Consider the following 22,025-nt stretch of genomic DNA (forward strand, 5'->3'; position numbering starts at 1 on the left):
ATGTTATCGCGCGCGACCCTGCTCTGGGGTTGATCGCCGTTATGTCCGCACCGAATCTCGCCCAAGCCCTGCTCTCCCGCTTGGCGGTTCAGGGCATAGATATGATGGATCAACCCACCGCTTCCGGGGAGCGTATCTCGCCGTTTCAGGACGGCCAGGCGTTCGTCACCCTGGTTCTCGAGGGCGCAGTGGCGCGGCAAGGGCGGGATTCCCTCTGCCTCGGGCTGGCCGGTCCGGGCGACCTTCTGAACTTCGACGCTGCTGTCGGAGGCGAGGCGAAGGAGGACGGCCTGTGGCTGACCGCCGGCCGGCAGGTCACGATCCCGGCGGAACGTCTGGTCGAGATGATTGACCGTCCCACCCTGGTCGAGACCGCCCTTGCGGATCTGCGGCGCCGGATGGACGCGGCCCATGCGGAAGTGAAGCGTCAGGCGCGCGGACGAGTCACCGAGCGTCTCGCAGCGCTGCTGCTCGATATTCACGGCTTGAGCCAGGCGATGGAAATACCGCTGCGCCAGAGCGACATCGCCGATCTTCTGGCCGTTCGCCGGGCTGGAATCTCAACTGCCGGCGGCGAGTTGCAGGCGGCAGGGGCCATACGGGTCGGTCGGGCGGCGATCCGTCTTTGCGACGTTGCCGCCCTGGACGCCGCGGCGGTCGGCGCCGTCCGCCAGCGGACGCTTCACTCCACCGTGACGGACTTGGCCAGGTTGCGGGGCTGATCGACGTCGGTGCCTTTCTGGACGGCGGTGTAATAGGCCAGCAGCTGGACCGGCACGGCGTAGACCAGGGGCGCGATCAGGGGGTGGCAGTCCGGGGCGTGGATGCGGCGGATGCCGGCGCCGTGCGGGGCGGGCGCCTTTTCCGGCGCGATCATGATCACCGGACCGCCGCGGGCGGCGACCTCTTGAAGATTTGAGGCGGTCTTTTCGAACACATCGTCCAGCGGGGCCAGGGCGATGGTCGGGGTTTCTTCGTCGATCAGGGCGATGGGGCCGTGCTTCAGCTCGCCGGCGGCATAGCCCTCGGCGTGGATATAGCTGATCTCCTTCAGCTTCAGCGCGCCCTCCATGGCCAGGGGGAACATGGCGCCCCGACCCAGGAACAGGACGTCGTCGGCCTTGGCCAGATCCTGAACGACGGCGCGGATGCTGGCGTCCATGCGCAGGGCGTCGGCGATCAGGCGGGGGCTTTCGAACAGGGCCTTGACCAGTTCGGCCTCCTGGGCCGCGTCGATCCGGCCGCGCGCCACGCCCGCCGCCACGGCGAGGGCCAGCAGGGCGGCGACCTGGGCGGTGAAGGCCTTGGTCGAGGCCACGCCGATTTCCGGCCCGGCGTGGGTGGGCCACAGCACATCCGCCTCGCGCGCCATGGACGAGGAGTGGACGTTGACCACTGCAGCGGTCATCAACCCGTGCGCCTTGCACCAGGTCAGGCTGGCCAGGGTGTCGGCCGTCTCGCCCGACTGGCTGACGGCGACCGCCAGGGTCTTTTGCGACACCGCCGGCGAGCGGTAGCGGAACTCGGACGCGATTTCGACGTCGCACGGCAGGCCCGCCAGCTTCTCGAACGCGTAGCGGCCGATCTGGCCGGCGTAGAAGGCGGTGCCGCAGGCGACGATCTGGATTCGGTCGATGGCGGCGAAGTCGACGGCGTTGGTTTTGGCCGTGCCGGTCACCAGGTCGAGATATTCCGACAGGGTGTGCTGGACGCTGTCGGGCTGTTCATGGATCTCCTTTTCCATGAAGTGGCGATATTCGCCCTTCTCGACCATGGCCGAGGAGGCCGAGACCTGGACGACGGCGCGTTCCACCGGCGCGCCCGTGACGTCGAACATCCGGGCGCCGCCCTTGGTCACGGCGACGTAATCGCCCTCTTCCAGATAGGAGATCTTCTGGGTGAAGGGGCCGACCGCCAGGGCGTCCGAGCCCAGATACATTTCGTTCTCGCCCCAGCCGACGACCAGCGGACTGCCGCGACGGGCGCCCAGGATCAGATCGTCCTCGCCGTCGATCAGCACCGCAAGGGCATAGGCGCCGGTCAGCCGATCCAGCGTGATCTTGAAGGCCTCCAGCGGCGGCCGCCCGGTGTTCAACTCGGCGTCCAGCAGATGGGCGATGACCTCGGTGTCGGTCTGGCTTTCAAAGACATGGCCCTCGGCGGCCAGTTCGGCCTTCAGCTCGGCGAAATTCTCGATGATGCCGTTGTGGACCAGGGTGACGCGGCCGGCCTTGTGCGGGTGGGCGTTGGCGGTGGTCGGGGCCCCGTGGGTGGCCCAGCGGGTGTGGCCTATGCCGACGGTGGCCTTCAGCGGCGCCTCGACCAGGACGGCTTCGAGGTTGCGGATCTTGCCCTGGGCGCGGCGGCGCTCGACCGATCCGTCCACGACGGCGGCGACGCCGGCCGAGTCATAGCCCCGGTATTCCAGCCGTTTCAGACTGTCGATCAGCCGGGGAACGACGGGTCCATTGCCGGTGACGCCGATGATGCCGCACATGCGCTGGGAACTCCGAGGAAGAGGGACAGATAAGGCGCCGCTTTGCACTGGCGGCGATCCGGGGCTAAGCCACGCATCGAGCCCCACCGGCCGTCTATGCAATCTTAAGGCGGACCGCATCAAAAAAGGGGTTTCGGAACGTTACCCGAAACGAAGGACGACGCCTTGGGCGACAGGAAATATTTCGGCACCGACGGTATCCGCGGGCGCGCCAACACCTATCCGATGACGGCCGAGGTCGCGCTGCGCGTCGGCCTGGCCGCAGGGAAACTGTTTCGCACCGGCGACGACCGGCGGCATCTGGTGGTGATCGGCAAGGACACCCGGCTGTCCGGCTATACGATCGAGCCGGCCCTGGTCGCCGGCTTCGCCTCGGTGGGCATGGACGTGCGGACCTTCGGCCCGGTGCCGACGCCGGGGGTGGCCATGCTGACCCGGTCGATGCGCGCCGACCTGGGGGTGATGATCTCGGCCTCGCACAACGACTATGCCGACAACGGCATCAAGCTGTTCGGGCCGGACGGCTACAAGCTGTCGGACGAGATCGAGCTGAAAATCGAGGCCCTGATGGACGATGGCCTGGACCAGGGTCTGGCGCCGTCGAACAAGCTGGGTCGAGTCAAACGCATCGACGACGCCCAGGCCCGCTATATCGAGATCGCCAAACAGGCCTTCCCCAAGCGGCTGAGCCTGCAGGGACTGCGGATCGCGGTCGATTGCGCCAACGGCGCCGGCTACAAGGTCGCGCCCACCACCCTGTTCGAGCTGGGGGCCGAGGTCTTCCCCGTCGGCGTCACCCCGAACGGGACCAATATCAACGCCGAATGCGGCTCGACCCATCCGGCGACCCTGGTCGAGGCGGTCAAGCGCTACCGCGCCGACATCGGCATCGCCCTGGACGGCGACGCCGACCGGCTGATCATCTGCGATGAAAAGGGCCAGGTGGTGGACGGGGACCAGATCATGGCCCTGGTCGGGCTGGACTGGGCCAAACGCGGTCTGCTGACCGGGGGCGGGGTGGTCGCCACCGTCATGTCCAACCTGGGGCTGGAGCGAAAGCTCAAGTCGGAAGGCCTGACGCTGGAGCGGACCAAGGTCGGCGATCGCTATGTGATGGAGCGGATGCGCGAGGGCGGGTTCAATATCGGCGGCGAACAGTCGGGCCACATCATCCTGCACGACCACGCCACCACCGGCGACGGCCTGATGGCGGCCTTGCAGGTGCTGGCGGTGCTGGTCGAGTCCGGCAAGCCGATGAGCGAGCTGGCGCGTCAGTTCGATCCGGTGCCGCAGAGGCTGGAGAATGTGCGGTTCACGGCCGGCAAGCCGCTGGAGAGCGATACGGTCAAGGCGGCCATCGCCGAGGCCGAGGCGGCGTTGAACGGCTCGGGCCGTCTTCTGGTCCGACCCTCGGGCACGGAGAAGCTGATCCGCGTCATGGCGGAGGGCGACGACGCGGCCCTGGTCAAGCGGGTGGTGTCGGACGTGTCTGCGGCGGTGAAGGCGGCAGGGTGATCTTCACCTCCCCGTCGGCGAAGGCCGACGGGGAGGTGAGCTGGGATCGAGCCTGTCCGCGATTTCACTTGCGGGGCGAGGCGACCGGCGCTCCATTGGCGCCCAGACATATTCGCTGGGGCCTTTCATGATCGACCGTCGCCGCCTTCTCTTGTCCGCCGCTGCAGGCGCGGGTCTTGCCGCCGCCAATGGTCAGGCGTGGGCGCTGAACGCGCCGGCCGGCGACGCCGCCCAGGCCAAGGCGGCGCTGGCCGCCTATATGGATCAGGCCTTCGAACAGACCCTGGACCTTAGCCCGGAAGCCGTCACCGCCTTCGGTCTGGACAACGGCGCGCGCGCGGCCGCCAAGTCCCGGCTGACCGTCCCGAGCAAGGAGAACGAGGAGAAGTTCCGCGCCTTCACCAAGGCGCAACGCGCCGCACTGACCGCTCTGGACCGGTCGTCGATGGATGCCCAGGACGGCATCTACTACGACACCATCGCCGATAATCTGGACGGGGTGATCGCCACCTTCGCCATCCCCTACGGCCAGGGCGGCTGGCCCAATCCCTACCGGGTCAGCCAGCAGGGTGGGGCCTATCAGTCGACGCCGGACTTCCTGGCCAACCAGCATACGATCCAGACGGCCGAGGACGCCGACGCCTATGTGGCCCGCGTCGCCGCGTTCGCCGACGTCCTGACCGCCGAGACCGAACGTCTGCGCGAGGACTACGCCCTGGGGGTGATCCCGCCGGACTTCATCCTGGCCAAGGCGATCGGCCAGCAGGACGGGATGCTGGCCACCGCCGCCGCCGCCTCGCCCATGGTCGCCTCGGTGGTGGACCGGACGACGGCCAAGGGCCTGTCGGGCGACTGGGGCGCCCAGGTCGAGGCCCTGCTGACCCAGAAGGTCTATCCCGCCTTGTCGGCCCAGAACGCCCTGCTGAAGGCCGCCCTGCCGCGCGCCGGACACGAGGCTTCTGTCCGTCGCCTGCCGCAGGGCCAGCAGTATTACGCCAACAGCCTGCGCTACATCACGACCACCCGGCTGACGGCGGACGAGATCCACCGCACCGGCCGCGCCCAGATGGCCGAGCTGTCCGCCCGCGCTGATGCCCTGCTGCAGGCCCAGGGCCTGACGCAAGGGACGGTGGCGGAGCGGATCCGCGCCCTGGGTCAGGATCCGAAATACGTCTATCCCAACACCGACGCCGGCAAGGCCGAACTGATCGAGAAGCTGAACGACCAGATGGCCGATATGCAGGCCCGTCTGCCCGGCGCCTTCGGGCGGCTGCCCAAGGCCTCGGTCCAGATCAAGCGCGTGCCGCCCGAGGTCGAAGCCGGCGCGCCGATGGGCTATTACAACTCGCCCAGCCTGGATGGGACGCGGCCGGGCATCTATTGGATCAATCTGAAGGACACGGCGGAATGGCCGTCCTGGACCCTGCCGACCCTGACGTATCACGAGGCGGCGCCGGGTCACCATCTGCAGATCAGCCTGCAACAGGAGAGCGCGGCGGCGCCCAAGCTGATGAACTTGCTGGGCTTCTCAAGCTATGTGGAGGGCTGGGGCCTGTACGCCGAACAACTGGCGGACGAACTGGGCGCCTATGAGAACGATCCGGTGGGGCAGATCGGCTATATCCAGTCGCTGATGTTCCGCTCCGCCCGTCTGGTGGTGGACACCGGCATCCATTCGAAGGGCTGGAGCCGCGAACAGGGCATCCAGTACATGATGGAGGCCTATGGCGATCAGGAAGGGGCCGCCGTGTCCGAGGTCGAACGCTATTGCGGCTGGCCGGGCCAGGCCTGCGCCTACAAGGTCGGCCACAACGAGTGGGTCCGGCTGCGCGAAAAGGCCAAGACGAGCCTGGGCGACAAATTCGACCTGAAGGGCTTCCACGATACGGCCCTGGCCGCCGGCGGCGTGCCCCTGTCGGTTCTGGAGCGGATCGTGGACGGCTGGATCGCGACCCAGGCTTAGTGAGGGGGCCTAGTCGGCGACCGTCAGCCCGTCGATCCGGCGCAGGCGGTTGTGGATGTCGGTGGCGGCGACGGCCGCCTCCGCCGTGGCCACGGCGATCTGGTTGAGGCCGCGCACCACGTCGCCGGCGGCGTAGAGTCCCGGCACGCTGGTGGCCTGGTGCAGGTCGACCTCGAGCCGGCCGTCGGGCGCCAGGCGGGCGTCGAGGCCTTGGGCCAGTTCGGCGTTCGGCGACGTGCCCAGGGCGGAATAGACCAGGTCGAAGGCGCGGGTCCGGCCGCCCCAGCCCAGGGCGGTGACCCGGTCCTGCTCCAGGGCGACGGTTTCCAGAGGCGCCACGATCAGTTCGACGCCCAACCGGTCCAGTTCGTCCTGGCGGGTGAGGGCGTCTGGCGAACCCACATGGATCAGGGTCACCCGGTCGGAATAGGTGCGCAGGAAGGCGGCTTCACGCGCCCCCTTGTCGTTGTGGCCGATGATGGCGACTGTCTTGTCGGTGGCCTCATAGCCGTCGCAGATCGGACAGATGCGGACCAGCGATCGTTGAACCGCGCGTTCCACGCCCGGCAGGTCGGGGTGGTGATCGACGACGCCGGTCGCGAGAAGCACCGCACGGGCGCGGACCTCGCGACCCTGAACCTGGGCGGTGAAGCCGTCTCCGTCGCGCGCCAGGCGTTCGACCCGGCCGGGTTCGATGACCGCCCCGAACTCCTCGGCCTGTTCGCGCATCCGCTTCAGGATATCGGCGCCGGACACGCCGGAGGGAAAGCCCGGCATATTGTGGCTGAGCGGAATCCAGCAGGCGCGCGGCTCGCCCGCGTCGATCACCAGGGTACGGCGCCGGAACCGGCCCAGATAGGTCGCGGCCGTCAGGCCCGCCGGGCCGGCGCCGATGATCAGAACCTCGGGATCCGTCATCGGGTGCGCCAGGCGACGGGCCACAGATCTGAGGGTACGCCGGCGCATTCGCCCATCGCGCTCTCACGCGTCAGGGCGAACCGTTCGCCGGTCCAGGCCCAGGTCTGAAGCACGCCGCAGTCGCCGATACCCCGGCCCTTGGCGAAGGCGGAGAGGGTGCGGGTGTCCGGATCATAGGCGCCGTTGACGGTGGTGTTGTCCGCCATGACAGGGTTTGCGCCCGGTCCGCCGGTTCCGACCAAGGGGACGGGGCGGGGCTCGCGTCCATCCGGGCCGGTCAGGTACCAGTGGTGCGTCACGTTGTAAGCGCCTGATCCGCATGTCACGCCCCACAGCACGGTTCGTGCGTCCAGCCGCGCGGACGTGACGGAGTCGCCTATGCCGGAAATCTCGGATTCCTTGAGGCAGTCGCCGACTTCAGACCGGCCGCGGAGGCTGGCAGGCAGGGTCTGGTCGCTGCCGCCCAAACCGGTCTGATCGACACGGGGCGCGACGGGCACGGTCAGCAGGGGCGGGGCGACAGGGACGGTCGAGGCGGGGCGATCGCCCCGGCGGATCAGGGCGGTGGTCGTGCCCAGCCGGCCCTGTTTCTCGTCGATCCACAACAGGGCGGCGGCGGCGCCGTTCAGCGAAGCGGCCTGGGCCGTGGCGCCCCTGATCGTCATTGACTGACCCTGAGCAATAGCGTCGATGACGGGGCCGGCGTTGGCTGCGCCGATGCGGCCGACAGGGGTCTGGGCGGCTTCGTCGAGGGCGGCTGCAAAAGTCCTTCCGTCGATGTCGAGGCTGACGCGGTTCGAGGCGGGCGCGTCGCCATCGGGCCAATAGCCGAAGGCGACGTCCGGTCTGGCGTCGGGGCCTGCGGGCAGGGCGATACGGACCCAGCCTGCCGCAAAGTCCGGTGCAAAGCCGAAGGCCCAGCAGGTCCCGTCATTGCTGCAGGTCGCGCTCCAGTCCTTGAACTGACGCGTTTCGCTGCGGGTCTGCAGAACGGCGGGCGCCGCTGTCGCCGTCGCTCCGGAGGCTGCGGGCTGGGTCGAACCGGGCGTTTGCGCCGCCTCTCGATCACCACATCCCGCAACAGCCGCGGCGGAGACCGTCAACGCCGCCAGGGTGGTCCCACGAAACAGACCCATGATCCTCATGCCTTTCTCAGCGCCGAAGCTTTGTGCGCGGCGCGGGCGCCGGTCTTGGCGCTCTCGACGACATACTCCGGGTTCTCGGGCGAGGCTGCTACCTCATGGCCTTTGATGTGCGTCTTTGCGGTGACCTTGCGCACGACTTTTCCCGTGGTCGCCCCCTGGTTGTGGTCCCACGTCACGCGGTCGCCGGGCTTGAACGTCCTGTGTGTCATGGTGCGGTCTCCTTCGGCAGCAGCGGTTCAGCGAGCAGTCGCCGCATCAGTTCCGCATCGACCACGGGGGGCGGCTCGCAAAAGGCGAGGATCCACCGGTCCACAAGTTCGCGCTCCTCGTCCGTCATGTCGTCGTTCGCCATTTGAAGGGTGGGCCGTCAACAAGGCCGGATCGACTGGTTTGGTTCAGCTTGGCCGTGAGGGTCTTTTCCCGACAGGGTTAACTGATGGCGGGGTTTGCGCGGACGCGCGGCCCGGCTATATCCCCGCCACGATATTCTTTCCCCAAAAGTCAGAGGCGGACCGCACGCATGGCCAAGATCAAGGTCGAAAACCCCATCGTCGACATCGACGGCGACGAAATGACCCGCATCATCTGGCAGATGATCAAGGACAAGCTGGTCTTCCCGTTCCTGGATCTCGAGCTGGACTACTACGACCTGGGCATGGAGCACCGCGACGCCACCGACGACCAGGTGACGATCGACGCCGCCCACGCGATCCAGAAGCACGGCGTCGGCGTGAAGTGCGCCACCATCACCCCGGACGAGGCCCGGGTGAAGGAGTTCGGCCTGAAGAAGATGTGGAAGTCGCCCAACGGCACCATCCGCAACATCCTGGGCGGCGTGGTCTTCCGCGAGCCGATCATCTGCTCCAACGTGCCGCGCCTGGTGCCGGGCTGGACCCAGCCCATCGTCGTCGGCCGCCACGCCTTCGGCGACCAGTACAAGGCCACCGACTTCCTGATGCCTGGCCCCGGCACCCTGACGATCAAGTTCGTCGGTGAAGACGGCGCCGTGATCGAGCACGAAGTCTACAAGGCCCCGGGCGCCGGCGTGGCCATGGCCATGTACAACCAGGACGACTCGATCCGCGAGTTCGCCCACGCCTCGTTCGCCTACGGCCTGCAGCGCAACTATCCGGTCTATCTGTCGACCAAGAACACGATCCTTAAAGCCTATGACGGCCGCTTCAAGGACCTGTTCCAGGAAGTGTTCGACGCCCACTACGCCGCCGAGTTCAAGGCGCGCGGCCTGACCTATGAGCACCGCCTGATCGACGACATGGTCGCGGCGGCGATGAAGTGGTCCGGCGGCTTCGTCTGGGCCTGCAAGAACTATGACGGCGACGTCCAGTCGGACGTGGTGGCGCAGGGCTTCGGCTCGCTGGGCCTGATGACCTCGGTGCTGATGACGCCGGACGGCAAGGTGCTGGAGACGGAAGCCGCCCACGGCACCGTGACCCGCCACTATCGCCAGCATCAGAAGGGCGAGGCCACCTCGACCAACTCGATCGCCTCGATCTTCGCCTGGACCCGCGGCTTCAAGCACCGCGCCAAGCTGGACAGCAACGAAGCCCTGGGCACCTTCGCCGACACCCTGGAAAAGGTTGTGGTCCAGACGGTCGAAGCCGGTTTCATGACCAAGGACCTGGCGCTGCTGGTCGGCGACCAACAGGGCTGGCTGACCACCGAGGGCTTCCTCGACAAGGTCGCCGAGAACCTGAAGACCGCTCTGCCCGATATCGGCTGAGCCCGTCCTGAAGCGCGGTAGGACACAGAACGTCCTCAAGCAGCGCGAAGCGCGGTAGGACAATAACAAAGAGCCCCGTCGGATCCGTCCGGCGGGGCTTTTCGTTGCGTCCTCGGATGGGCCGTGCATGATCGGGCCGAGGGTGGGGGAAGCGACGTGAAACGACTGTTCGGCAATCTGCTGGTTCTGGGGCTCGTGGCGGCGGTCGTGGCCTTCTTCCTCGCGCCGGCGGTGGGCTTCTTCGCCATCCGGTCGGCGGCGGAGGCGGGCGACGTGCAGGGGCTGACCCGGCTGATCGACTTCCAGGCCGTGCGCCAGTCGCTGCGGCCGCAGCTGAGCGGCGGGGTCCAGGCGCCGGCGCCCTCGTTCCTAGAAGACCCCATCGGCGCCGTTCGGCGCCAGATGGAGCGGAACCCGATCCTGAACACGCCGGACGTGGACGCCTATCTGACGCCGGCCGCCCTGTCGGCCCTGACGCGGGGCGAAGGCCGCTACGCCAGCCATTGGTCTGCGGCGGCTCCGCCTGTGGCCAGCGCAGAGACGCGCAAACCCTGGCCCCGGCCGGTGTTCTGGAGCGTAAACCGGATGCGGATGGCGGTTGAGGACCAGGGCGGATCGCGCACCGTCTTCACCTTCGAGCGGCGGGGGCCGTTTGAGTGGGTTCTGGTCCAGATCGGCCTGCCCGATGGATCGGCGCCGGCGACGCCCCAGGCGGTTGCGCCCCAGACAGCCCCCTAGGCGCAACATCTGGCCCGTCTCGACGTTTCGACTGCAGGAGCACTTATGAAGAAGATCGCCGTCGGACTGGTCGCGGCCATTCTGGGCCTGGCCCTGGTCGCCTGTTTCATCTCCCCCTTCGTGGCCGCCCAGGCCTTGATCCGGGCGGCGCGGACGGGCGACGTGGCCGGTCTGGAGCAGTCCGTGGACTTCCCCGCCTTCCGGGCCAGTCTGAAGGCCGAGCTGAACGCCCGCGCGGCGCTGGAGATCCGCGAGCGGACCGGCGGAGACCGGGCCATGGCCGCCCTGGGCATGTTGCTGGCGCCGTCGCTGGTCGAGGGGGCCGTGGACGGTCTGGTCACGCCTCAGGGTGTGGCCGCCATGGTCCGGTCCGGCGACAAGCCCCGGCCCGAGCGACCCGTCCCCGCGTCCGACTCGCCGGCGACGCCGAAGGAGCGGATCCATCAGTCTTGGGCCTATCGCGGGATCAACACCTTCGCCGTCACCCTGACCCGCGACGACCGGCCCGACGACGCCCTGGTGCTGATTATGGAGCGGCGGGGGCCGCTGAGCTGGAAGCTGGCCGGGGTGGATCTGACGCCCGACCCGATGGGGTAGGGGCGCGGGCCAAATTGCACTGCACCCCCGAAAACGGGTGCAATATGCAAAAGAGTGCAATTTCGGCGGGCGTCAGGAAGACAGGCGTCGCCTGGTGAAAAGTCCGTAGTCGGTGGTCACGTCTCGCGATCATGCGCCCATTATACGGGCGTTCGAAGGCGTGATGGGTCGAGGGGCTTTTCGGGAAGCCAGGGGATTGAATCGCCGAAGGACTTTTTGCGGAATTGTGCGCGGAGGCGGGCGATTAGGCACTCTGACCTTCCCCCGCTTGCGGGGGAAGTGTCGCGTCGTGGCGCGAAGCGACACGCGTGACGATGGGGGAAGTCTTGTTGTTCAAGCAAGACTCCCCTCTCCGACCCTGGTCCGCTGCGCGGACGCCGGGCCACCTCTCCCGCAAGCGGGAGAGGGTCTTTGGTGGGCTCAGCCCTTCAGGGCGTTGCGGACGGCGGTGAGGCCGTCTTCGGCCTTGGAGCCGTCGGGGGCGCCGCCCTGGGCGAAGTCGGGTTTGCCGCCGGCGCCCTGGCCGCCCATGGCGATGACGGCGGCGCGGGCCAGGTCGGCGGCGTTGACGCGGTCGGTGAGGTCCGAGGTGACGGCGACGGTGACGGCGGCCTTGCCCTCGGTGACGCCGATCAGGGCGACGACGCCGGTTCCGACCTGTTTACGGAAGTCCTCGGCCACGCCGCGCAGACCCTTGCCGTCCACGCCGTCCAGGACGCGAGCCATAAGCTTGATCCCGCCGATCTCTTCCGGCGTAGACGCCGCGCCTGAGCCGCCGCCCAGGGCCAGTTGCTTCTTCAGCTCGGCGACCTGTTTCTCCAGCGTCTTGACCGAGCCTTGCAGGGCCTCGACGCGGCCGGGGACGTCCTGGGTCTGGATCTTGAAGTCGCGGGCCAGGCCGCGCGTGACCTTGGCCTGGGCTTCCAGATAGAGGCGGGCCGCCTCGCCGGTCAGGGCCTCGATGCGGCGGACGCCGGCGGCGACGCCGGTTTCCTGGACCACCTTGAACAGGCCGATGTCGCCGGTGCGGGCCACATGGGTGCCGCCGCACAGTTCGACCGAATAGGGGGCGTTATCGCTGACCAGCGAGCGGCCCAGGGTCAGAACCCGGACCTCGTCGCCGTATTTCTCGCCGAACAGGGCGATAGCGCCGGCCTCGATGGCCTCCTGCGGGGCCATCAACTTGGTCTCCGCCGGGACGTTCTGGCGGATCACGGCGTTGACCTCGGCCTCGATGGCCGCCAGCTCGTCCTCGGTCACGGGGGCCCCGTGACTGAAGTCGAAGCGGGCGCGCTCGGCGTCGACCAGCTGGCCCTTCTGGGCGACTGCGGGGCCGAGCACATTCTTCAGGGCCGTGTGCAGCAGGTGGGCGGCGGAGTGGTTGGCGCGGGTGGTCATACGCTTGTCGGCGTCCACCAGTTGGGCGACGCGGGCGCCGATCTGAAGCGTGCCGGCCGTGATCTGGGCCGACAGGACGTGCAGGTCGCCGGCGTGCTTCTTGACGTCCAGAACCTCGGCCTCTCCACCCGGCCACTCAAGCGTGCCCTGATCGCCGGTCTGGCCGCCGCTCTCGGCATAGAAGGGGGTGTTGTCGAACAGGATCTCGACGATGTCGCCGGCCTCGGCCGTCTCGACCGGAGCGCCGCCGTTCATGATGGCCAGCACCTCGCCCGACCCCTCGATAGTGTCATAGCCGTTGAAGACGGTCGGACCCATGCGGTCGCGGATCGCCAGCCATTCATTGGTGTTGGCGGTCTGGCCCGAGCCCTTCCAGTGTTCGCGCGAACGCTGGCGCTGTTCGGCCATGGCGGATTCGAAACCGTCGACATTGACCGAGAAACCGCGACGACGGGCCTCGTCCTGGGTCAGGTCCAGCGGGAAGCCGTAGGTGTCGGACAGGGTGAAGGCGGTCTGGCCGTCCAGCATGTCGCCGGGACGGAAGCCCTGCACCGCCGTGTCGAACAGGGCCATGCCCCGGCCCAGGGTGGTGCGGAAACGGACCTCTTCCTGTTTCAGCGTGTCCTCGATGAAGGGCTGGGCGCGGGCCAGTTCGGGATAGGCGTCGCCCATCTGGGCCACCAGGGTCGGGACCAGGCGGTGCATTAGCGGATCAGCGGCGCCCAGCAGGTGGGCGTGGCGCATGGCGCGGCGCATGATCCGGCGCAGCACATAGCCCCGGCCCTCGTTCGACGGGGTGACGCCGTCGGCGATCAGGAAGGAGGAGGAGCGCAGGTGGTCGGCGATGACCCGGTGGCTGGCGGCGCGCTCGCCGTCCGACTTGGTCGAGGTGGCGTCTTCCGAAGCGGCGATCAGGGTCTTGAACAGGTCGGTCTCGAACACTGAATGCACGCCCTGGAGCACGGTGGTCATCCGCTCCAGCCCCATGCCGGTGTCCACGCTGGGCTTGGGAAGGTTGCGAACGATCTGGTCGTTCTCCTTCTCGAACTGCATGAAGACGTTGTTCCAGATCTCGACGTAGCGATCACCGTCTTCGTCCGGCGAGCCGGGAGGGCCGCCCGGGATCTTGTCGCCGTGGTCCCAGAAGATTTCGGTGCAGGGGCCGCAGGGGCCGCTGTCGCCCATGGCCCAGAAGTTGTCGCTGCCGGCGATGCGGATGATCTTGTCGTCGCCGAAGCCGGTGACCTTCTTCCAGATCGCGGCGGCCTCGTCGTCGTCGATATAGACCGTGACCAGCAGGCGTTTGGCGTCCAGGCCGAACTCTTGCGTGACCAGTTTCCAAGCCCGGTCGATGGCGTGTTCCTTGAAATAGTCGCCGAAGGAGAAATTCCCCAGCATCTCGAAGAAGGTCAGGTGGCGGGCGGTGTAGCCGACATTGTCCAGGTCGTTGTGCTTGCCCCCGGCGCGGACGCATTTCTGCGAGCTGGTGGCGCGGGGATAGGGCGGCTTGGACGCGCCGGTGAAATAGTCCTTGAACGGCACCATGCCCGCATTGACGAACAGCAGCGACGGATCGTTCTGCGGCACCAGCGGCGCCGAGTGCACCTTCTCGTGGCCATCGGCCGCGAAGAAGTTCAGATAGGTGGCGCGGATCTCGTTCAGGCTGGGCATTTGGGCGTGTCTTCGGCTCGGTCGTCGCAAGGAACCGGCGTCATATAGGGTTTTGTCGGGGAACGCATCATCTGGTCCCGCCCCGCGCCCGTCGCGGTCGAGTCGGGGGAATGATCGCTTTGCGAAAGATCAAGGCGATCCTTGCGCGGAGCCCCATTCTGCGGCGTCACACATGTCGGTTCGAAACTCGGATTTCGAGTTTTTCGCGACGCCAGGGAAACAGGACAGACGACCATGGGAACGACACAACTGCATCGGGGTCGGCTCATAGACCACATCCAGCTGGTCGTCCGTGATCTCGCGCTTAGTCGGAAATTCTACACGGCTGTTCTGAACGTGCTGGAGATCCCCGTCATCGATACGGCCGACGGCTATTTCTGGGCCGATGAACTCGTCGTGTCCTCGCCGGAAAGCGCGGAGAGCCGGGGCGTTCTGACGGGTCGGCACCACCTGGCCTTTCAGGCCAAGGACCGCGCGACGGTCGATGCCTTCTATCGGGCGGCGCTGGCCCATGGCGCACGCGACAACGGCGCGCCGGGCGAGCGGGCCTATCATCCGGGCTACTACGCCGCTTTCGTGCTCGATCCCGACGGCAACAACATCGAAGCTGTGCACCATGGTGAGGCGCGGCGTAGCGCGCCGTCGGTGACGATCGGTTTCTGAGGATTCCGGGAGGCCGACGGGTCCACCTGCGTCAACGCCAAGGTCCGATTTCAGGGCTGACGCCCGTTTCGCAAACAGACCCGTTGGCGACATTCGCGGCATCGCCTAGCCTGCAGATATGCACAAGGAACCGAGAGACGGAGGGGCCGATGTCGAGGCGGTCTATGTGGCGGGACTCTCCGGCTACTATCCTAGTCCTTACCTGACACCGGACGACCTTAAGGCCCTGTCAGACCGTTGCCTGACGGGCACGAGAGTGATCAGCAACATTGAAGCTTACGAGCTTGATGGTGAGGCGGACGTCGCCCGTTTTGACCTAAGTCTCTACGGAGAATACGCCACTCAGAAATTGAAGAGCTGGCCGGAGCGGGCTTCGGATTCGGTAACGTTCATCGAGCAGTTGCTGCTTGATGTCGACAAGGAAAAGAACCGCATAATGTTTCAGGTCTGGCTTGACTGGGACCAAGCCTGAGGTCGGCGGTGCCATGACCTTCTAAGCGTCCGCTTCCCATCTGTGGACGCCCCCCTTCAGCGCAAGAGTGAATCCGAGAGTTTCTGACACGTAGTCGGATGCTGCCATCTGTCCGGCCTTTACTGCGGCGGCGTACCGTCGCTGGCCTATATGGGAGTTCGCGGATCCGGTCCAAATCACCCAAAGCGTGCTCGAGGCACGGTGGAAAGCCCTGGTTTTCCTGATCCCGTCTCGCCGACTGTTGCGCCATATGCTCCTTCGCTCATCCTACGCTTCGACGTCTCGCGTTCGTGCTGGCTAGGCCTGCACGCCCGGAGCTCGGTAGACATCGCCCTTGGCCATGAGCGCCCAGACGATGCGGGCGTTCTTGTTGGCCAATGCGACGATGATCAGCATCTTCGGCTTTCGCGCCAGCATCTGGTCGAGCCATGACCCTGCCGGCGCGCCTCGGATGGCGGCCTGTTTTATGACGGCGCTGGCACCGATGGTCAGAAGCCGTCGAAGTGTTCGCTCGCCCATTTTGGTGATCGCGCCGAGCTTTTGCTGGCCACCGGTGGATCGCTGTCGCGGCGTGAGGCCCAGCCAGGCGGCGAAGTGACGGCCGCTCTTGAAGGCTTCGTGGGAGGGAGCGAGGGCGACCAGAGCCGTCGCCGTGATCGGACCGATCCCCGGGATGGTCATCAATCGACGTGCGACCGGATCATGCCTGGCGCGCGAGGCGATCTCCGCGTCGAGCACAGCGATCTGCTGGTCGAGCGTTCGCAAGGTCGAGACCAGAACCAGCAAAATGGTGCGCGCGGCGGGCGGAAGCGCTTCGGCCGGATCCTCCACGCGAGCGATCAGGCGCTCGACGTGCGGCACGCCCTTGGGAACGATCCAGCCGTACTCAGCCAAGTGACCGCGCAGGGCGTTGATCGTCTGGGTGCGCTGACGCACCAGCAGGTCGCGGGCGCGAAAGACCACACTGCTGGCCTGCTGCTCTTCCTGCTTGAGCGGCACGAACCTCATGCTGGGCCGCTGCGCCGCCTCGCAGATCGCCTCTGCGTCGGCCATGTCATTCTTCTGACGCTTCACGAACGGCTTCACATAGACCGGCGGGATCAGCCGGACTGTATGGCCCTGGCGGGTCAGCTCTCGACCCCAATGATGGGCGCCAGCACAGGCCTCCATCGCCACGACACAGGGGGGAAGGCCCGCGAAGAACGCCAGCAAACGTCCTCGCCCCAACTTCTTGCGAAACACCACCTCGCCCGCAGCATCCGCGCCATGCGCTTGAAAGATGCTCTTGGCGAGATCCAGACCAACAGTGCTAACCTGTCCCATGGACGCCTCCTTCGAGTGTTGTTCAACACCCTCACTCTGGCACATCGATGCCGTCGGGGGGCGTCCACCCCATCACCCCGAACGGCCCTTCGCAATGTCTGCGTTCTGCGGGCGACGCGGCCAAAGGGGCGCCTCACACCTGCGGCGGCGGGCCGAACTTGCCGGACTGATAGTCCTGGATAGCCTGGATGATTTCCTCGCGGGTGGTCATGACGAAGGGGCCGTGGCTGAAGACCGGCTCGTTGATCGGTTCGGCGTGGCCCAGCAGGACGACGGCGTCGGTCTGGGCCGAGATCTCGACCGCGTCGCCGTCGCCCAGGGCGGCCAGGTTCCATTCGGGCACGGGGGTTCCGGCGACGGAGACCTGGCCCTTGATCGCATAGAAGAAGACATTGCGGCCGGCGGCGACCGGGGCCTCAAACCGGGCGCCGGCGGGCAGGCGGACGACGGCCAGATGGATGTCGATCAGCGACTGGATCGGGGCCTTGACCCCCAGCCATTCGCCGGAGACCGGCTCGATCGTCACGCCGCCCTCGGTGGTGAAGGTGGGGATGTCGGCGGCCTGAAGCCCCACATAGTCGGGTTTGGTCATCTTCAGCCGGGACGGCAGGTTCACCCACAGCTGCAGGATCTCCATCGGCCCGCCGTCGCGTTTGAAATCGGTCGGCGAAAGTTCGGCGTGGATCAGGCCCGATCCCGCGGTCATCCACTGGATCCCGCCCGCCTTGATAATGCTCTCGCCGCCGCCGGAGTCGTTGTGGGCCAGTTCGCCGTCCAGGATGAAGGTTACGGTCTCGAACCCCCGGTGCGGGTGCGGGCCGAACGGCAGGCCGCGGTTGCCCGGCGGATAGGTCTGGGGGCCGTGATGGTTCAGGAACAGGAAGGGATCGACCTGGTCCAGGCCCGGACCGGGCACCGGACGGCGCGTGGTCAGGTCGCCAATGTCGTCGCGGTGGGCGGGATGAAGGCGAAGAACGGGGCGGGGCGTGATCTCGGTCATGGGATCCATATAGGGCGGGTCACAGGTTTGGCGAGCGGGGCGGCTGGTGATCCAAAACCGCCGCTGCCGCGTAAAGCCTCAATATCAGGCAGAGCGAGGATCGATCATGCCCTGAATATGGCGATCACGACACGGATCAGGCTAAGCGACGCGAGAATCCGCTAAGTGATCAACGGTCCGTTGACACCGTCCCTCTAGGGTCACAAAAGCCTTCGCAACCGCACACGGCGATTGAATTCATTCGCTTTTGAGAACCATTCGCATGACTCAACCCAACCCGACCCCGGGGGTTGCATCGGGCGACCGGACCGGTCGTTTCGTCGTCCAGCCCAACGGTCACAAGACGCCGCTCTCGCCCCATATGGGAATCTGGCGCTGGCACGTGACCATGGCCGCCTCGATCCTGTTTCGCGCGACCCTGATCGCCGGCACCGTCGGCCTGATCTTCGTCGTCGCCTGGCTGGGCGCCCTGGCCTTTGGACCCGAGGCCTATGAGACGGCCTTGGCCCTCGCGGGTTCGCCGTTGGGGCTGTTGGTCGGCTTCGGCCTGACGGTCGTCCTGTTCTCCTTCATCCTGAACGGCGCGCGCCACACGATCAACGACACGGGCAATGGGCTGACGATCAAGTCGGCGACTGCGCTGTCGAACGTCGCGGTCTGGGCGCCGGTCCCCCTGGCGATCCTGTTCTGGGTCGTCCTGTTCGCTGTCGGGAGGGTCTCGCTGTGAGCAGCGCCGCGAAGTTCAAAAACAACGTCAAGATTTCCGAGCGCCACGGCGGCGGCGAATGGCTGGCCGAGCGGGTGCTGCTGACGGCCCTGCTGCCGCTGGGCCTGTGGGTCGTCTCTACCGGCTTCACCCTGGCGGGCGCGGCCTATGACGCCGTGCTGGATTGGTTCGCGAATCCGCTGAACGCTGCTTTGCTGGCGGTCACCGCCGTGCTGCTGTTCGGCTATCTCAGCCTAGCCTGGAAGGTCATCCTCGAGGACTATGTGCCCCAGGCTGGCGCCCGCAAGGCGCTGACGGGTCTGCTGAACCTGGTCTTCTTCGTGCTGGCGGCCGCCAGCCTGTTCTTCATCGTGCGGTTGGCGCTGGGTTCTGCGCCCCTGCCTGCCGGTTTCGGAGCCTGATCCCCTGATGGCCGCTTACGAACTGATCGACCACGAATACGACGTCGTCGTCGTCGGCGCCGGGGGCTCCGGCCTCCGCGCCGCCCTCGGCGCCGCCCAGCAGGGGCTGAAGGTCGCCTGCGTCACCAAGGTCTTCCCGACCCGCTCGCACACCGTCGCGGCCCAGGGCGGCATCTCCGCTTCGCTGGGCAATATGGGCGAGGACAGCTGGCAATGGCATATGTACGACACTGTCAAGGGGTCGGACTGGCTGGGCGACCAGGACTCGATCGAATATCTGGTCCGCAACGCGCCGAAGGCCGTTTACGAGCTGGAACACTGGGGCGTGCCTTTCAGCCGCACCGAGGAAGGCAAGATCTATCAGCGCGCCTTCGGCGGCATGACCCGCAACTTCGGCGAAGGCCCGGTGCAGCGCACCTGCGCCGCCGCCGACCGCACCGGCCACGCCATTCTGCACACCCTGTACGGCCAGTCGGTGCGTCGGGAAGTGAAGTTCTTCGTCGAATATTTCGCGCTGGACCTGATCATGCAGGACGGGACCTGCACCGGGGTGACGGCGCTTCAGCTCGACAACGGCCAGCTGCACCAGTTCCGCGCCAAGATGGTGGTTCTGGCCACCGGCGGATACGGCCGCGCCTATTTCAGCGCCACCAGCGCCCACACCTGCACCGGCGACGGCAACGCCATGGTGCTGCGCGCCGGCCTGCCGCTGCAGGACATGGAGTTCGTCCAGTTCCACCCGACCGGCATCTACGGCGCCGGCTGCCTGATCACCGAGGGCGCGCGCGGCGAGGGCGGATACCTGACCAACTCGGAAGGCGAGCGCTTCATGGAGCGCTATGCCCCGACCGTGAAGGACCTGGCCCCGCGCGACATGGTCAGCCGCTCCATGACCATCGAGATCCGTGAAGGTCGTGGCGTGGGTCCGAACAAGGACCACATCTTCCTGCACCTGGACCACCTGGATCCCAAGATCCTGCACCAGCGCCTGCCGGGCATTTCCGAAAGCGCCAAGATCTTCGCCGGCGTCGATGTGACCAAGGCGCCGATCCCCGTCCTGCCGACCGTCCACTATAATATGGGCGGCATACCGACCAACTATCACGGCGAGGTCCTGACCCTGCGCGACGGCAACCCCGACAGCGTGGTTCCGGGCCTGATGGCCGTGGGCGAGGCGGCCTGCGTCTCGGTGCACGGCGCCAACCGCCTGGGCTCCAACTCCCTGACCGACCTGGTGGTGTTCGGCCGCGCCGTCGGCCTGCGCTGCGGCGAGGTGGTGGACAAGGCCTCGGCCGTGCCGTCCGCCTCCAAGACCCAGACCGACGCCCACCTGGCTCGCCTGGACCGCTTCCGCTTCGCCGACGGTTCCACTTCTACCGCAGAGCTTCGCCTTTCTATGCAGAAAGCGATGCAAGCTGACGCGGCGGTGTTTCGGACGGGGGAGACGCTGCAACAGGGGACGGACAAGCTGCGGGCGATTGATGCGGCGGGGGATGATATCAAGACCACCGACCGCGGCCTGATCTGGAATACGGATCTGATGGAGACGCTGGAGTACGACAACCTGATCGCCCAGGCCGTCGTCACCATCGAGAGCGGGTTGAACCGCACGGAATCGCGCGGCGCCCACGCCCGCGAGGACTATCCGGACCGGGACGACGCCAACTGGATGAAACACACCCTGGCGTGGAAGCGTCCGGGCGAGCAGGTCCAGATCGACTACCGCCCCGTGCACAATTACACGATGTCCGACGACATCGCGTACATCGAGCCCAAGGCTCGGGTTTACTGAGGTCGAACGCAGATGGTTCAACTCTCCCTCCCCCGCGGCTCCAAGCCGACCAAGGGCAAGGTCCACAAGGCCGCGCCCGGCTCCAAGGACGTCAAGACCTACAAGGTCTATCGTTATGACCCCGAGGTCGACGCCGACCCGCGCTGGGACACGTTCGAGGTGCCCACGGGCGACCACGGTCCGATGCTGCTGGACGCCCTGATCCACATCAAGAACGAGATCGACCCGACGCTGTCGTTCCGGCGCTCGTGCCGCGAGGGCATCTGCGGCTCCTGCTCGATGAACATCGACGGGCGCAACACCCTGGCCTGCACCAAGGGCTGGGACGAGTGCGCGTCGCACAACATCACCATCGCCCCCCTGCCGCACCAGCCGGTGATCAAGGACCTGGTGACGGACCTGAGCCTGTTCTACGCCCAGTACGACTCGATCCAGCCCTATCTCCAGTCGGACGAGCCCGACCCGGAACAGGAACGGCTCCAGACCCCGGCCGAGCGCGAAAAGCTGGACGGCCTGTACGAGTGCATCCTGTGCGCCTGCTGCTCCACCTCCTGCCCCAGCTACTGGTGGAACCAGGACGAATACCTCGGCCCGGCGGCCCTGCTGCAGTCCTATCGCTGGATCTCCGACAGCCGCGACGACGCCACGCAGAAACGTCTGGACGACCTGGAAGACCCGTTCAAACTGTACCGCTGCCACACCATCATGAACTGCGCCCAGGTCTGCCCCAAGGGCCTGAACCCGGCCAAGGCCATCGCCGAAACCAAGAAGCTGATGGTCGCCCCCAGCCGCAAGAAACAGGCGGCCTGACCGCCGACGTCGCTCCCCCGACCGCGTCAATGACCGCTGAGGTCCTGCTGTTCGCCTATGGCACGCTGCAGGACCCGGCGGTCCAGACGGCCGTCTTCGGCCACGTTCTGGAGCCCGGCGCCCCGGACCGACTGAGCGGTTTTCGCCTGTCGCACATCCCCGTCGATGACCTCCAGGTCACGGCCCAGACCGGCCTGACCCACTATCCGATCCTGATCCCGACGACGGCCGAAGCCCCGCCCGTCCCCGGCCGCCTCTACCCCCTGACCCCCGCCGACCTGACCGCCGCCGACGCCTATGAGGGCGAGGCCTATCGCCGGGTGCGCGTGACGACGGAGGCGGGGACGGAGGCGTGGGTGTATGTGGCGGCGGAGGGTGAGGGGCGGATTTTGCGCATAAAGCGGTGATCCGCAGCTTGTTGGAAATCGAACATTCTTCAGTCGGCTGGGCGCACTTGGCTCGGAAAACGTGGGCTCACAATGCTTGTCGTCCCCGCGGAAGCGGAAGCGTTCCGCCGTCACCGTGCCTAAGGCAACGCTGCGGGTCATTGTGCGCGGCAAGAATCTTTCGACGACGGCTGGTGAGCGCTGGCCCAAGATCAAGTCACCGCAATCTTAACCATGATCTGACTTCCCATTGCGGTGTCGACTGGAA

At 66.8% G+C, this 22,025-nt stretch carries 21 protein-coding genes; 13 read left to right on the forward strand and 8 right to left on the reverse strand.

Going from position 1 to position 22,025, the window contains the following annotated elements:
• Positions 1-101: 101 nt before the first annotated feature.
• On the forward strand, positions 102-722 hold the full coding sequence (locus tag ACW170_RS05105) for a Crp/Fnr family transcriptional regulator (RefSeq protein WP_492088589.1): 621 nt from the start codon (positions 102-104) through the stop codon (positions 720-722).
• On the opposite strand, the gene glmS is transcribed toward ACW170_RS05105, so the two are convergent.
• The gene (gene glmS, locus ACW170_RS05110) at positions 683-2,497 is read right to left on the reverse strand and encodes a glutamine--fructose-6-phosphate transaminase (isomerizing) (RefSeq protein WP_492088590.1); all 1,815 of its coding nucleotides are present in this window, start codon (positions 2,495-2,497) and stop codon (positions 683-685) included. The genes ACW170_RS05105 and glmS overlap by 40 nt on opposite strands.
• A 165-nt stretch (positions 2,498-2,662) precedes the next feature.
• Here glmS and glmM point away from each other — a divergent pair, with 165 nt between their 5' ends.
• The gene (gene glmM / locus ACW170_RS05115; RefSeq protein ID WP_492088591.1) at positions 2,663-4,012 is read left to right on the forward strand and encodes a phosphoglucosamine mutase; all 1,350 of its coding nucleotides are present in this window, start codon (positions 2,663-2,665) and stop codon (positions 4,010-4,012) included.
• A gap of 127 nt (positions 4,013-4,139) precedes the next feature.
• Positions 4,140-5,975, forward strand: coding sequence for a DUF885 domain-containing protein (locus ACW170_RS05120; protein ID WP_492088592.1), 1,836 nt, complete (start codon positions 4,140-4,142; stop codon positions 5,973-5,975).
• A gap of 9 nt (positions 5,976-5,984) precedes the next feature.
• Here the strand turns inward: ACW170_RS05120 and ACW170_RS05125 are convergent, their stop codons facing one another.
• From ACW170_RS05125 to ACW170_RS05140, 4 genes are read right to left on the reverse strand one after another with little or no spacing between them, the layout of a single operon-like run.
• The gene (locus ACW170_RS05125) at positions 5,985-6,893 is read right to left on the reverse strand and encodes an NAD(P)/FAD-dependent oxidoreductase (RefSeq protein ID WP_492088593.1); all 909 of its coding nucleotides are present in this window, start codon (positions 6,891-6,893) and stop codon (positions 5,985-5,987) included.
• The gene (locus ACW170_RS05130) at positions 6,890-8,038 is read right to left on the reverse strand and encodes a DUF1176 domain-containing protein (RefSeq protein WP_492088594.1); all 1,149 of its coding nucleotides are present in this window, start codon (positions 8,036-8,038) and stop codon (positions 6,890-6,892) included. The genes ACW170_RS05125 and ACW170_RS05130 overlap by 4 nt, the downstream gene beginning before the upstream one ends.
• Positions 8,035-8,247, reverse strand: a complete 213-nt coding sequence (locus ACW170_RS05135) for a hypervirulence associated TUDOR domain-containing protein (RefSeq protein WP_492088595.1) — start codon at positions 8,245-8,247, stop codon at positions 8,035-8,037. The genes ACW170_RS05130 and ACW170_RS05135 overlap by 4 nt, the downstream gene beginning before the upstream one ends.
• Positions 8,244-8,390: a hypothetical protein gene (locus tag ACW170_RS05140; RefSeq protein WP_492088596.1), complete on the reverse strand. Its 147-nt coding sequence runs from the start codon at positions 8,388-8,390 to the stop codon at positions 8,244-8,246. Before ACW170_RS05140 ends, ACW170_RS05135 begins: the two co-directional genes overlap by 4 nt.
• A 168-nt stretch (positions 8,391-8,558) precedes the next feature.
• On the opposite strand from ACW170_RS05140, the gene ACW170_RS05145 reads away from it, so the two are divergent.
• The 3 genes from ACW170_RS05145 (at position 8,559) to ACW170_RS05155 (ending at position 11,114) form a co-directional block, all read left to right on the forward strand.
• The gene (locus tag ACW170_RS05145) at positions 8,559-9,779 is read left to right on the forward strand and encodes an NADP-dependent isocitrate dehydrogenase (protein WP_492088597.1); all 1,221 of its coding nucleotides are present in this window, start codon (positions 8,559-8,561) and stop codon (positions 9,777-9,779) included.
• 156 nt (positions 9,780-9,935) lie between these two features.
• Complete coding sequence (locus tag ACW170_RS05150) at positions 9,936-10,517, forward strand: DUF2939 domain-containing protein (RefSeq protein WP_492041879.1); 582 nt, start codon at positions 9,936-9,938, stop codon at positions 10,515-10,517.
• 45 nt (positions 10,518-10,562) lie between these two features.
• Positions 10,563-11,114 carry a DUF2939 domain-containing protein gene (locus ACW170_RS05155; RefSeq protein WP_492088598.1) on the forward strand — a complete coding sequence of 184 codons (552 nt, stop codon included), beginning with the start codon at positions 10,563-10,565 and terminating at the stop codon, positions 11,112-11,114.
• 420 nt (positions 11,115-11,534) lie between these two features.
• On the opposite strand, the gene alaS is transcribed toward ACW170_RS05155, so the two are convergent.
• Positions 11,535-14,183, reverse strand: a complete 2,649-nt coding sequence (alaS, locus tag ACW170_RS05160) for an alanine--tRNA ligase (protein ID WP_492088599.1) — start codon at positions 14,181-14,183, stop codon at positions 11,535-11,537.
• 234 nt (positions 14,184-14,417) lie between these two features.
• On the opposite strand from alaS, the gene ACW170_RS05165 reads away from it, so the two are divergent.
• On the forward strand, positions 14,418-14,846 hold the full coding sequence (locus tag ACW170_RS05165; protein ID WP_183197354.1) for a VOC family protein: 429 nt from the start codon (positions 14,418-14,420) through the stop codon (positions 14,844-14,846).
• Between the two features lie 118 nt (positions 14,847-14,964).
• On the forward strand, positions 14,965-15,318 hold the full coding sequence (locus tag ACW170_RS05170) for a hypothetical protein (protein WP_492088600.1): 354 nt from the start codon (positions 14,965-14,967) through the stop codon (positions 15,316-15,318).
• Between the two features lie 297 nt (positions 15,319-15,615).
• Here the strand turns inward: ACW170_RS05170 and ACW170_RS05175 are convergent, their stop codons facing one another.
• Entirely contained in the window at positions 15,616-16,641 is a 1,026-nt protein-coding gene (locus ACW170_RS05175; protein WP_492086240.1) for an IS110 family RNA-guided transposase, read from the reverse strand.
• Between the two features lie 133 nt (positions 16,642-16,774).
• Complete coding sequence (locus tag ACW170_RS05180) at positions 16,775-17,641, reverse strand: pirin family protein (protein WP_492088601.1); 867 nt, start codon at positions 17,639-17,641, stop codon at positions 16,775-16,777.
• Between the two features lie 262 nt (positions 17,642-17,903).
• On the opposite strand from ACW170_RS05180, the gene sdhC reads away from it, so the two are divergent.
• Genes sdhC through ACW170_RS05205 form a run of 5 tightly spaced genes read left to right on the forward strand, consistent with a single transcriptional unit; the run spans position 17,904 to position 21,778 of the window.
• Complete coding sequence (gene sdhC, locus ACW170_RS05185; RefSeq protein ID WP_492041874.1) at positions 17,904-18,368, forward strand: succinate dehydrogenase, cytochrome b556 subunit; 465 nt, start codon at positions 17,904-17,906, stop codon at positions 18,366-18,368.
• Positions 18,365-18,769 carry a succinate dehydrogenase, hydrophobic membrane anchor protein gene (sdhD, locus tag ACW170_RS05190; protein ID WP_492088602.1) on the forward strand — a complete coding sequence of 135 codons (405 nt, stop codon included), beginning with the start codon at positions 18,365-18,367 and terminating at the stop codon, positions 18,767-18,769. The genes sdhC and sdhD overlap by 4 nt, the downstream gene beginning before the upstream one ends.
• A 7-nt stretch (positions 18,770-18,776) precedes the next feature.
• Positions 18,777-20,561: a succinate dehydrogenase flavoprotein subunit gene (gene sdhA, locus ACW170_RS05195; protein WP_492088603.1), complete on the forward strand. Its 1,785-nt coding sequence runs from the start codon at positions 18,777-18,779 to the stop codon at positions 20,559-20,561.
• A gap of 12 nt (positions 20,562-20,573) precedes the next feature.
• The gene (locus tag ACW170_RS05200) at positions 20,574-21,371 is read left to right on the forward strand and encodes a succinate dehydrogenase iron-sulfur subunit (protein ID WP_267515244.1); all 798 of its coding nucleotides are present in this window, start codon (positions 20,574-20,576) and stop codon (positions 21,369-21,371) included.
• Positions 21,372-21,400: 29 nt separating this feature from the next.
• Complete coding sequence (locus ACW170_RS05205) at positions 21,401-21,778, forward strand: gamma-glutamylcyclotransferase family protein (RefSeq protein ID WP_492088604.1); 378 nt, start codon at positions 21,401-21,403, stop codon at positions 21,776-21,778.
• Positions 21,779-22,025: the final 247 nt, after the last annotated feature.

The organism is Brevundimonas sp. FV2ps16, from assembly GCF_058681075.1.

Bases quoted from the DNA above. Each gene is read 5' to 3' on its own strand.
- ACW170_RS05165 (WP_183197354.1), top strand. From the start codon at position 14,418: ATGGGAACGACACAACTGCATCGGGGTCGGCTCATAGACCACATCCAG.
- ACW170_RS05145 (WP_492088597.1), top strand. From the start codon at position 8,559: ATGGCCAAGATCAAGGTCGAAAACCCCATCGTCGACATCGACGGCGAC.
- ACW170_RS05170 (WP_492088600.1), top strand. From the start codon at position 14,965: ATGCACAAGGAACCGAGAGACGGAGGGGCCGATGTCGAGGCGGTCTAT.
- ACW170_RS05155 (WP_492088598.1), top strand. From the start codon at position 10,563: ATGAAGAAGATCGCCGTCGGACTGGTCGCGGCCATTCTGGGCCTGGCC.
- ACW170_RS05130 (WP_492088594.1), bottom strand. From the start codon at position 8,038: ATGAGGATCATGGGTCTGTTTCGTGGGACCACCCTGGCGGCGTTGACG.
- ACW170_RS05120 (WP_492088592.1), top strand. From the start codon at position 4,140: ATGATCGACCGTCGCCGCCTTCTCTTGTCCGCCGCTGCAGGCGCGGGT.
- ACW170_RS05125 (WP_492088593.1), bottom strand. From the start codon at position 6,893: ATGACGGATCCCGAGGTTCTGATCATCGGCGCCGGCCCGGCGGGCCTG.
- alaS (WP_492088599.1), bottom strand. From the start codon at position 14,183: ATGCCCAGCCTGAACGAGATCCGCGCCACCTATCTGAACTTCTTCGCG.
- ACW170_RS05105 (WP_492088589.1), top strand. From the start codon at position 102: ATGATGGATCAACCCACCGCTTCCGGGGAGCGTATCTCGCCGTTTCAG.
- ACW170_RS05135 (WP_492088595.1), bottom strand. From the start codon at position 8,247: ATGACACACAGGACGTTCAAGCCCGGCGACCGCGTGACGTGGGACCAC.
- ACW170_RS05140 (WP_492088596.1), bottom strand. From the start codon at position 8,390: ATGGCGAACGACGACATGACGGACGAGGAGCGCGAACTTGTGGACCGG.
- ACW170_RS05175 (WP_492086240.1), bottom strand. From the start codon at position 16,641: ATGGGACAGGTTAGCACTGTTGGTCTGGATCTCGCCAAGAGCATCTTT.
- ACW170_RS05180 (WP_492088601.1), bottom strand. From the start codon at position 17,641: ATGACCGAGATCACGCCCCGCCCCGTTCTTCGCCTTCATCCCGCCCAC.
- glmS (WP_492088590.1), bottom strand. From the start codon at position 2,497: ATGTGCGGCATCATCGGCGTCACCGGCAATGGACCCGTCGTTCCCCGG.
- ACW170_RS05205 (WP_492088604.1), top strand. From the start codon at position 21,401: ATGACCGCTGAGGTCCTGCTGTTCGCCTATGGCACGCTGCAGGACCCG.
- sdhC (WP_492041874.1), top strand. From the start codon at position 17,904: ATGACTCAACCCAACCCGACCCCGGGGGTTGCATCGGGCGACCGGACC.
- ACW170_RS05200 (WP_267515244.1), top strand. From the start codon at position 20,574: ATGGTTCAACTCTCCCTCCCCCGCGGCTCCAAGCCGACCAAGGGCAAG.
- sdhA (WP_492088603.1), top strand. From the start codon at position 18,777: ATGGCCGCTTACGAACTGATCGACCACGAATACGACGTCGTCGTCGTC.